We start from the raw sequence: 10,387 nt of genomic DNA, 5'->3' as shown, positions 1-10,387 counted from the left end.
CCGCGCCGAGCGGGCGACCGCGGTGCCGTGGACGCCGGCGCCATGCCGAACCTGCTACCGGGCGGTCGCCTCGTGTCCGACGCCGGCGCCCGCATCGACACGGCGGCCGTGTGGGGCGTGGACTCGCTCCCCGCCACCCCGGGCCGCCACACCGAGCAAATCCTGGCCGCGGCCGCGGCGGGCGAGCTCGGCGCGATCGTGCTCGCGGGCGTGGAGCTGGCCGACCTGCCGGCCGGCGCCGCCGATGCCCTGCGCAACGTGTTTGTGGTCCAGCTTGAGGTGCGCGACACCGAGACCACCGCGCTTGCCGACGTCGTCCTGCCCGTGGCCCCCACGGCCGAAAAGGGCGGCACGTTCGTCAACTGGGAAGGCCGCCTGCGCCCCTTCGGGCAGACCATCGTGTCCAAGGCCCTCGCCGACCGCAAGGTCCTGACCGAGCTCGCCACCGAGATGGGTGTCGACCTCGGGCTGGAGACCCTCAAGGCCGTCGTCGAGGAAATGGCCGAGCTGCGCCGCTGGGACGGCACGCGCGCCGAGCTGCCGAACGAGGCCCCGGCTCCCGCCCCCACCGTGGGCGCGGGTCAGGCCGTGCTCGCCTCCTGGAAGCAGATGATTGACGCGGGCGCGCTGCTAAGCGGCGAGCCCCACCTGGCCAAGACGGCCCGCAAGCCCGTGGCGGTCATGAGCCCCGCCACCGCGAAGAAGGCCGGCGTCACCGGCGCGGTGAAGATCACCGGCCCGGCGGGCTCGCTGAGCCTCGACGTCGCGGTGGTCGACATGCCCGACGCCGTGGTGTGGGTCCCGCAAAACGCTGTCGGTTGCGCCATCGCGACGCTCGGAAGCCGGCCAGGCGACCTCGTCACGATTCAATCGGAGGTAACGAAGTGAATCTCTATACCGTTGGCGGAGTCGCCGCAGACTTCTCGCAAGACACGTGGTGGATCTGGGTGATCAAGGCGGTCGCGATCGTCGTCTTCCTCATTTTCTCCGTGATCTTCGCGCTGTGGTTTGAGCGCCGGCTGATCGCCAAGATGCAAAACCGCCTCGGCCCGAACACGGTTGGTCCGCTCGGCCTTGGCCAGTCCTTCCCGGACGCCATCAAGCTGATCCTGAAGGAAGACTTCTGGCTGGCGGGCGCCGATAAGGTCATTTACGCGATCGCGCCGGCCATCTCGGCAACGTGTGCGTTCGTGGTTATGGCCGTGCTCCCGGTGGGCCCGGGCGTGTCGATGTTCGGCATCCACACCCCGCTACAGTTGGCCGACTCCCCGGTGGCGATGCTCTTCGTACTGGCCGCCGCGGCGCTCGGCGAATATGGCCTGGTGCTTGGCGGCTGGTCCGCGAAGTCCACCCTGCCGCTGTACGGCTCGGTCCGCGCGGCTACCCAGATGATTTCATACGAGCTGGCCGAGGGCCTGTCGCTCGTGACGATCTTCATCACGGCCGCCACGATGTCCACCTCGGGCATCGTCGAGGCCCAGACCAGTCTGTGGAACGTCATCTTGCTCATGCCGGCCTTCCTCATCTTCCTGGTGACGATGTTCGGCGGCACCAACCGCCTCCCCTTTGACCTCACCGAGGCCGAGGGCGAGATCGTGGCTGGCGCGCACCTGGAGTATTCCTCCATGAAATTCGGCTGGTTCTACCTGGCCGAGTACGTCAACATGCTCAACATGTCGATGCTGGTCACCACCCTGTTCTTCGGCGGCTACCGCTCGGGCCCGATCCTCACCTCGCTGTTCGGCTTGTGGGGCGGGGACCCGAACGTGGGCTGGTTCCCGGTGCTCATCTTCGTGGCGAAGATGTGGACCTTCATGGCCCTGTTCGTCTGGGTGCGCGGCACGCTGCTGCGCTTCCGCTACGACCAGTTCATGCACCTGGGCTGGAAGGGCCTCATCCCCGCAGCCCTCGGCTGGCTGGCGATCGTCATGATCGTGGTCGGCATCAACATGGTGGTGCGGATCAACATGGTCCCCGTGCTCACGATCCTCGCCGTCGGCTACTCGCTCATCCTGCTGATCTGGGCTTTCGGTGATGACACGGTGAAGAAGACCCAGCAGGAGATCATCGCGGAGCGCGAGTCGGAGGAGTTCGACGGCTTCGAGAACGGCTACCCCGTTCCGCCGCTTCCCGGCCAGCACCTTCCGCCGTCGCCGCGTGCGCGTGGCCGTGCGACGATCGACACGCAGACCATTGAGGAGGCCTAAATGTCTGAAGACACCAACGCTCCGCGCTTCGAGCAGCCGGATCCGGCGCTCTACAGCCCCACGAAGAAGGGCCCGATCGGCAACTTCTTCGCGCCGGTGGCCGGATTTGGCGTGACGTTCTCGACCATCTTCCGCCCCACGGTCACGGAGGAGTACCCCTTCAAGAAGGTCCCCACCCGCCCGCGCTACCACGGCCTGCACAAGCTCAACCGCTACGCGGACGGGCTGGAAAAGTGCATCGGCTGTGAGCTGTGCGCCTGGGCCTGTCCGGCGGACGCTATCTACGTCGAGGCCGCGGCGAACACCCCGGGGGCGCAGTACTCGCCGGGCGAGCGCTACGGCCGCGTCTACCAGGTCAACTACCTGCGTTGCATTTTCTGCGCGTACTGCATCCAGGCGTGCCCCACGCGTGCGCTGACGATGTCGAACGACTACGAGATTGCAGGCCCCACCCGCGAGGACATGATTTACGAGAAGCACCAGCTCCTCGTTCCGCTCGCCGAGGGCATGCTCAACCCGCCGCACCCGATGGTGGAGGGCACGACGGACGCCGACTACTACCAGGGAACTATTACCGGGCCCACGCAGGAGCAGATCGACTGGGTTAAGGACAACCGACCCGACGATCCCTCCCTCTCCACGGCGCGGGCCACCCAGAAAGCTGAGGTCGCACAATAATGCCCACCCAGCCTCTTGAGATTTCGCTCGGTGAGACGATCATCTTCGCCCTCATGGCGGTGGCGATGGTCGCGCTCGCCGTCTACGGACTGCTCATTGCGCGCAAGGCCGTCTACTCGGTCGTTTCCGTCATCTTCATCATGGTCGGCCTGGCCGTGCTCTACACCGCGCTGGAGGCGCCCTTCATGGGCGTGGCCCAGGTGGTGGTCTACACGGGTGCCATCCTCATGATGTTCCTGTTCGTGCTCATGCTCATCGGCGTGGATTCCTCCGATTCTACACACGAGACACTGAAGGCCCAGCGCCCGGTGGCGATCGTGGGCGGGATTGGCGTGGCCGGGATCCTCATTGGCGTCGTGCTCGGCGCGGCGAACCCGGCCGCGGTTGGCCTTGCAGCCGCGAACGCGAACGGCAACCCCGTCGGAGTCGCGCAGTCGATCTTCACCAACCACATCCTCACCCTTGAGCTCACCGGCACGCTCCTCATCGTGGCCGCGCTTGGCGCGATGACGCTGACGCACCGTGATCGCATCCACGATCCGATCACGCAGGAAGACCGCGCCCACCAGGGCGTACGCGACTTCGTCACGGACGGGCGCCACATCGGCAACAAGCCGAACCCGGGCGTCTACGCCGAGTCGAACTCGTCGGCCAACCCGGGCCTGACCGCCTACGGCCAGCCGCTCGATCTGTCGGTCAACCGCGTGCTGCAGGTGCGTGGCCAGATGCGCACGGTCGGCCAGATCTCGCCGGCCACCGTGGAACGCATCGCCACTGGGACCGGCGTCTCCGGCCCGTCAACGTACGGCGTCACCGGCCGCGCGACCCTCGCGGGCATGCCCGGCGAGCTCGCCCCCGATCACGACGCCGCCCTGGCCCGCCTCGAGCAGCTTGAGAGCGGAGCGGATGTGCCGAGCGCCAGGGAGGTCGCTGACGCGGCCGAGACCACTGCCGAGCTGACGGATAAGACGGAGGAGTAAGCCATGGATCTGATGTACTACGTGGTCCTCGCGATCATCCTCTTCGTGGTGGGCGGCGCGACCGTCCTCACCCGCCGCAACGGCGTCATCGCCCTGCTCGGCGTTGAGATCATGCTCAACTCGTGCAACCTGGTGCTCATCACCTTCTCCCGCATGTGGGGCAACCTTGAGGGGCAGGTCTTCGCCTTCTTCGTCATGGTGGTGGCTGCCGCCGAGGTCGTGGTGGGCCTGGCGATCATCGTGTCCATATTCCGTACTCGCAGGACGGCGTCGTTGGACGGCGCCAACCTCATGAAGAACTAGGCAGGTGCGAGCATTGACTAGCATTTTTGCGGAAAGCACCGTGGCTGTCGCAAGCGCGACGGGCGCGGCGAGCCTCATCTGGCTGGCCGTGGCCATCCCGCTTGTCAGCTTCGCGATCCTCCTCCTGGCAGGCAAGGCTGCTGACGCGTGGGGCCACTGGCTGGCGATCCTCGCCTCCACGGCGTCGTTCGTCATCGGCGCCGCCGCCGCCCTGCAACTGCTGGGGATGGACGCGAGCGCGCGCGTGGTCGAGACCACGCTGTATGAGTGGATCCCCGCGGTGGGTAACTTCGCGGTGGACTTCGGCACGCGGGTCGACCCGCTGTCGATCACGTTCGTCCTGCTCGTGACCTTCGTGGGCACCCTCATCCACATCTACTCCGTGTCCTACATGGAGCACGATCCGGCCCGGCGTCGTTTCTTCGCCTACCTCAACCTGTTCGTGGCAGCGATGCTACTGCTCGTCCTGGGCAACTCCTACGTGGTGCTGTTCTTCGGTTGGGAAGGCGTGGGCCTGGCGTCCTACCTTCTCATCTCGTTCTGGAACCACGTGCCCGAGTACGCCACCGCCGGTAAGAAGGCGTTCGTCATGAACCGTGTGGGCGACCTGGGCATGCTGATCGCGATGATGGCGATGGTGGCGAGCTTCGGTTCGGTGAAGTTCACCGACGTGTCGGCCGGTGTGGCTGGCGTTTCCGAGGGCACGGCCGCGTTCATCGGGGTATTCCTCCTGTTGGCCGCCTGCGGTAAGTCGGCGCAGTTCCCGCTGCAGGCATGGCTGGGGGACGCGATGGCGGGCCCGACCCCGGTCTCGGCCCTCATCCACGCCGCCACGATGGTGACCGCCGGTGTCTACCTCATGGTTCGCTCCGGCGCCGTCTACCAGGCCGCGCCCACTGCCGCTCTGCTCGTGGCCCTCATCGGCCTCATCACGCTCGTCTTCGGCGCGATCGTCGGTGCGGCGAAGGACGACATGAAGAAGGTCCTCGCGGCCTCCACCATGTCGCAGATCGGCTACATGATGCTGGCGGCGGGCCTCGGCCCGGTGGGTGCTGGCTTCGCGATCTTCCACCTCGTCACTCACGGCTTTTTCAAGGCCAACATGTTCCTTGGTGCCGGCGCTGTCATGCACGGCATGAACGACGAGGTCAACATCCGCGGCTTCGGTGGCCTGGCTAAGCACATGAAAATCACGTTCTACACGTTCTTCGCCGGCTACCTGGCGATCATCGGCTTCCCGCTGCTGTCCGGTTTCTACTCGAAGGACAAGATCATCGAGATCGCGTTCACGGGCGAGGGCGCGCTTCCGTGGATCTTCGGCACGATCACCGTGCTCGTGGCGGGGCTTACCGCCTTCTACATGTCGCGCCTGTTCTTCGGGATCTTCCTGGGGGAGGAGCGCTGGGCGAAGGAAGGCCCGGACGCCAAGCACCCGCACGATCCGTCGCCGCTCATGTGGATCCCGATGGCGCTGCTCGCCCTCGGCTCCCTCGGCCTCGGCGCGGTCCTCAACTACACGGGCTTCCTCACCTGGCTTGAGCCGGCGATCGGCCACGTCGCCCACGAGGAGCCGGTCTTGCCGGTCCCGGTCATCACGGGCGTCACGCTCGCCATCGTGGCGATCGGCGTCGGGCTCGCCTGGAAGATTTACGTGGCCACCCCGATGCCCAAGGCAGCACCGGTGGGCAACGGCCTGACCCGCGCCGCGCGCGTGGATCTCTACCAGGATCAGATCAACGAGGGCCTGTTCATGAACCCCGGCCTCGCGCTCGTGGCAGGCACCGACGCGCTCGACCGCGGCGTGGTGGACGGCCTGGTCCGCGGGGTTGCCAAGCTGCCGTCCGTCGGATCGGTCGTGGGCAAGTTCCAGACCGGTTACGCCCGTAACTACGCCAGCTACATCACCATCGGCCTGGTCCTGGCGCTCATCGTCGTCGTCGCGGCCGCGCTCTAGGAGGACAAGAGGTATGCAATTGCAAACTGTTTCCGAAGCTGGCTTCCCCTGGATCACAGTGATGATCGGGCTCGCCCTGCTGGGCGCGCTCGCGCTGTGGCTGGTCAAGCCGCTGCGTTCGGCGGCCCGCCCGGTGGCGCTGGGCGTGTCCCTCCTCGTGGCCGGCGTTTTCGTTGGCGCGATGATCTCGGAGTTCGAGGTGGCGAGCTCGGCGCGCGTCCAGCTAGCCGAGACCTACTCGTGGATTCCGCAGATTGGCGTGTCGCTCGCGTGGGGCATCAACGGGATGGGCGCGGTCATGCTCGCGCTGTCCGTGTTCCTCGTGCCGGTGGTCATCCTCGCGTCGTGGACCGAGGTCGACGACGACCGGCAGGGTGGCTACCTCGCCTGGATCCTCGCCCTTGAGGCGATCATCATCGGCCTGTTCGCCGCGCGTGACCTGTTCCTGTTCTACGTGCTGTTCGAGCTCATGATCCTGCCGATCTTCTTCATGATCGGCCGCTACGGCAAGGGGGAGAGGCGCGGCAAGGCCGCGATGAAGTTCCTCATCTACTCGCTCGCCGGCGGCCTCATCATGCTGGTGGGCGTCATCGCGGTCTACGCCTACGGGCCGGGCGGCTCGGGCGGCTTCATGATCGATAACCTTGCTGCGGGCTCGCAGATGTCGGCTGCGGCGCAGATATGGATCTTCCTCGCCTTCTTCATCGCGTTCGCGATCAAGGCCCCGATGTGGCCGGTCCACACCTGGCTGCCCGACGCCACGGAGGAGGCCCCCGCAGGCACCTCCACCTTGCTGGTGGGCATCCTGGACAAGATGGGTACGTTCGGCATGATCGCGATCTGCCTGCCGCTGTTCCCCGACGCCGCCGCCGCGGCCGCGCCGGTGATCATCGGCTTCGCGCTCGTGTCGATCATCTGGGGTGCGCTCATGGCGATCGCCTCGGACAACCTCATGCGCCTCGTGGCGTTCACCTCGGTGTCCCACTTCGGTTTCATGGTCATGGGTATCTTCTCCGGCTCATCGATCGCGATGGCCGGCGCGATCCTGTACATGGTGGCGCACGGTATTGGTACCGCGGGCCTGTTCCTCATTGTGGGCTTCCTCGGCGAACGCGGGGGCTCCCACCTCATTTCTCGCTACGGCGGCTGGCAGCGCGTCACCCCGATCCTGGCCGGCACGTTCATGATCTCGGGCCTTGCCACGATCGCCCTGCCGGGCCTGTCGGGCTTCATCCCCGAGTTCATGGTCCTCATGGGCACGTACGGCGTGCTACCGTGGGCGGCGCTCATCGGCGTCGTCGGCGTCGTGCTCGCCGCGCTCTACATCCTTCTGCCGTACCAGCGGGTCTTTACCGGCCCGAAGCCGGAGGAGCAGGTGGCGGACCTGGGCGGGCGCGAGAAGACGGTCATGGGCCTGCTGATCGCGGCCATGCTCGTCCTCGGCTTCTTCCCGTCCATCGCACTCGACGCCGTCAACCCCGTGGCCGAGCAGTACGCATCCACGCTGACGGTCACCGCTGAAGGGAGCACCAAGTGAATCTCGAAATTCAATGGATGGCAGTCCTGCCACTGTTGATCGTCCTCGGATCGGCCGTGCTGGGCACCCTCTTTGAGGCGTTCGTGCCCCGCCGCGCTCGCCGCACCGTGCAGGTGACCCTGTCGCTCGCCGCGCTCGCAGCCGCCCTGGTGGTGCTCGTGTGGCGCTGGACGGAGACCCAGGCCGATGGCTCCACGGTGCAGCCGCTGGCCCTAGCAATCCACGCCGACGGCACGGTGGCGGTCAGCCTCGTGGAGGACGCGATGTCGCTCATCGCGCAGGTGGTCATCGTGGTCGGCGCGCTCCTGTCCTTCCTGGTGATCGCCGACCGCACGCAGACCCGCGAGGGCGCGTTCGCGGCGGCCGCCGCCACCCGCCCGGGTTCGTCGGAGGAGCGAGAGTTTAGCCGGCTTGGCCGCCAGCAGACCGAGGTCTACCCGCTGGCACTCTTCGCCACGGGCGGCATGATGGCCTTCACCTCGGCCTACGATCTGCTGACCTTCTTCATCGCGCTCGAAGTGCTCTCTCTTCCGCTCTACGTCCTGTCGGCAACCGCGCGCCGCAAGCGCCTGCTGTCGCAGGAGGCCGCGCTGAAGTACTTCATCCTCGGCGCTTTCTCTTCGGCGATCTTCCTCATGGGTTCGGCGCTCATCTACGGCGCCACCGGCTCCCTGTCGATCGAGGCCCCGGTGCTGCTCATCTCGCGCGGCCAGGGTCTGGCGACACCGGTGCTGCTGACGGTCGGCGTCGTGATGGTGGTCATCGGCCTGCTGTTCAAGGTGGGCGCCGCGCCGTTCCACGCGTGGACCCCGGATGTCTACCAGGGCGCCCCCACGCCGATCACCGGTTTCATGGCCGCTGGCACGAAGACCGCCGCGTTCGTGGCCCTCATGCGTGTGTTCATCCTGCTGGTGGCCCCTGTGTGGGATTCGATCAACATTTTCATGTGGATCGTTATCATCGCTACGATCGTGATCGGCACGGTCATGGGTCTGGTGCAGACCGACATCAAGCGCCTGCTGGCCTACTCCTCGATCGCGCACGCCGGCTTCATCCTCATTGCTGTCACGGCGATCAACATCATTTCTAACGCCGAGGTCACGCTCATCGCGGTCCCCGCGGTGCTGTTCTATCTGCTGGCTTACGCGGTGGCCACCGTGGGTGCGTTCGGCGTGGTGACGCTCGTGCGCGAGCGTGACGCGCAGGGCAACATCCTGGGCGAGGCCACGAAGCTCTCTAGCTGGGCGGGCCTGGGCAAGCGCAACCCGGTGCTGGCCGTGTCGATGACGATCTTCCTCCTGTCGTTCGCGGGCATCCCGCTGACCGGTGGCTTCATCGGAAAGTTCGAGGTCTTCCGCGCCGGTATCGAGGGCGGCCTGGCCGTGCTCGTGGTGCTGGCGGTGCTGGCCTCGGCTGCGACCGCGGTGTTCTACTTCCGCTTGGTCCAGCTCATGTTCTTCCGTGAGCCAGAGGGCGAGTCGGTGGCCGTGGTCGAGTCGGAGGGCATGTCGATCGTCGCGATCGTCATCGCCGCGATCACCACGATCGCGCTCGGCGTGGTGCCCTACTTCGCGCTCGACTTCATCATGGGATCGTTTGCGTGAGCGTCACGGATGTCCTAGCCAGCGACGACCCGCTCGCCCGCCGGCTCGCCGCGCGCATGGAGGTGGTCGAAGACCGCCTGCGATCGGCGTGCCGGGTGGACGACGTCGTCGTCGATTCGGCCACCTCCTACCTCGCCGACGCCGGCGGCAAGCGGTTGCGGCCGCTGCTGACGTTGCTCGCGGCGGAGGTGGGCCCGAACCCCGATTCGCCGGACGTCATTGACGCGGCCGTGGTCATGGAGCTGACGCACCTGGCCTCGCTCTACCACGACGACGTCATGGACGAGGCACCCAAGCGGCGCGGCGTTCCGACAGCACAGTACATTTTCGGTAACTCCTCGGCGATCATGGCTGGCGACGTACTGTTCTCGCGCGCGTCTAAGATTGTGGCCGGGCTGGGGCAGAAGGCGATCTACATGCACGCCGAGTCTTTCGAGCGCCTGTGCATGGGCCAGCTGCACGAGACGGTGGGCCCGCAGGCGGGGGAGGACCCGATCGAGCATCACCTCAAGGTCCTGTCCGGCAAAACGGGCTCGCTCATCGCGGCATCCGCCCACCACGGCGTCATGGCCGCGGGCGGCCCGGACGAGGAGAGTGAGGCGCTGGCCGCGTTCGGCGAACGGATCGGCGTGGCCTTCCAGATCGCCGACGACGTCATCGATCTGGTCTCCGACCCCGAGCTCACCGGCAAGACTCCGGGCACTGACCTGCTCGAGGGCGTGCCGACCATGCCCACGCTTCTGCTTGAGCGCGCGGCTCAGGAGGGCACGATCGACGACGACGGGCGCGTGATCCTCGACTTCCTCGCCGAAGGCAACCTGGAGGCGGGGGACCGGCTGGCCACGGTGGTGGACATGCTCAAGGCGCACGACGTGGTCGACCAGACGCGGCAGCTCGCCCGGCAATGGGTGGACGACGCGCTGGGATACTTGGAGGGAATCAAGGACCGGGAAGTCTACAGTTATCTGGTCATGTTCGCCCACGGGATGGTCGAACGTATGGCGTGACGGCGTCGTCGTAACGGGGGCTCACACGCGAAAGCGTCAAGGCCGCGAACGGAAGCGCAGGGTGTACGTGCCCTGCGCTTCTTCGTAGGCGAACGGTGAGGCGGACAATTGCGGCTG

9 protein-coding genes are annotated in these 10,387 nt (G+C 66.6%); all 9 read left to right on the top strand.

Going from position 1 to position 10,387, the window contains the following annotated elements; genetic code table 11:
• On the top strand, nt 1–888 hold an 888-nt coding region (locus tag HMPREF3167_RS08670; protein ID WP_148132433.1), incomplete at its 5' end, for a molybdopterin-dependent oxidoreductase.
• On the top strand, nt 885–2,207 hold the full coding sequence (nuoH, locus tag HMPREF3167_RS08665; protein ID WP_062613393.1) for an NADH-quinone oxidoreductase subunit NuoH: 1,323 nt from the start codon (nt 885–887) through the stop codon (nt 2,205–2,207). The genes HMPREF3167_RS08670 and nuoH, both read left to right, overlap by 4 nt.
• Nucleotides 2,208–2,885, top strand: coding sequence for an NADH-quinone oxidoreductase subunit NuoI (gene nuoI, locus HMPREF3167_RS08660; RefSeq protein WP_062613394.1), 678 nt, complete (start codon nt 2,208–2,210; stop codon nt 2,883–2,885).
• On the top strand, nt 2,885–3,865 hold the full coding sequence (locus tag HMPREF3167_RS08655; protein ID WP_062613395.1) for an NADH-quinone oxidoreductase subunit J: 981 nt from the start codon (nt 2,885–2,887) through the stop codon (nt 3,863–3,865). The genes nuoI and HMPREF3167_RS08655 overlap by 1 nt, the downstream gene beginning before the upstream one ends.
• A gap of 3 nt (nt 3,866–3,868) precedes the next feature.
• Nucleotides 3,869–4,168, top strand: coding sequence for an NADH-quinone oxidoreductase subunit NuoK (gene nuoK / locus HMPREF3167_RS08650; protein WP_062613396.1), 300 nt, complete (start codon nt 3,869–3,871; stop codon nt 4,166–4,168).
• Between the two features lie 13 nt (nt 4,169–4,181).
• On the top strand, nt 4,182–6,122 hold the full coding sequence (gene nuoL, locus HMPREF3167_RS08645; RefSeq protein ID WP_371440129.1) for an NADH-quinone oxidoreductase subunit L: 1,941 nt from the start codon (nt 4,182–4,184) through the stop codon (nt 6,120–6,122).
• 13 nt (nt 6,123–6,135) lie between these two features.
• Nucleotides 6,136–7,659, top strand: a complete 1,524-nt coding sequence (locus HMPREF3167_RS08640) for an NADH-quinone oxidoreductase subunit M (RefSeq protein ID WP_068538658.1) — start codon at nt 6,136–6,138, stop codon at nt 7,657–7,659.
• 17 nt (nt 7,660–7,676) lie between these two features.
• Nucleotides 7,677–9,263 carry an NADH-quinone oxidoreductase subunit NuoN gene (nuoN, locus tag HMPREF3167_RS08635; RefSeq protein ID WP_070446474.1) on the top strand — a complete coding sequence of 529 codons (1,587 nt, stop codon included), beginning with the start codon at nt 7,677–7,679 and terminating at the stop codon, nt 9,261–9,263.
• A complete protein-coding gene (locus HMPREF3167_RS08630) occupies nt 9,260–10,270 on the top strand; it encodes a polyprenyl synthetase family protein (RefSeq protein ID WP_068538659.1) in 1,011 nt (336 codons plus the stop codon). Before nuoN ends, HMPREF3167_RS08630 begins: the two co-directional genes overlap by 4 nt.
• The last annotated feature ends 117 nt before the right edge of the window (nt 10,271–10,387 follow it).

The sequence above is a fragment of the Trueperella sp. HMSC08B05 genome (assembly GCF_001808405.1).
GTDB classification, from domain to species: Bacteria; Actinomycetota; Actinomycetes; order Actinomycetales; family Actinomycetaceae; genus Trueperella; species Trueperella bernardiae.
This window is presented reverse-complemented; position numbering and strand designations above follow the sequence as displayed.

Coding starts and splice junctions, on each gene's coding strand:
- nuoI (WP_062613394.1), top strand. CDS start 2,208: ATGTCTGAAGACACCAACGCTCCGCGCTTCGAGCAGCCGGATCCGGCG.
- HMPREF3167_RS08655 (WP_062613395.1), top strand. CDS start 2,885: ATGCCCACCCAGCCTCTTGAGATTTCGCTCGGTGAGACGATCATCTTC.
- nuoK (WP_062613396.1), top strand. CDS start 3,869: ATGGATCTGATGTACTACGTGGTCCTCGCGATCATCCTCTTCGTGGTG.
- HMPREF3167_RS08640 (WP_068538658.1), top strand. CDS start 6,136: ATGCAATTGCAAACTGTTTCCGAAGCTGGCTTCCCCTGGATCACAGTG.
- nuoN (WP_070446474.1), top strand. CDS start 7,677: ATGGCAGTCCTGCCACTGTTGATCGTCCTCGGATCGGCCGTGCTGGGC.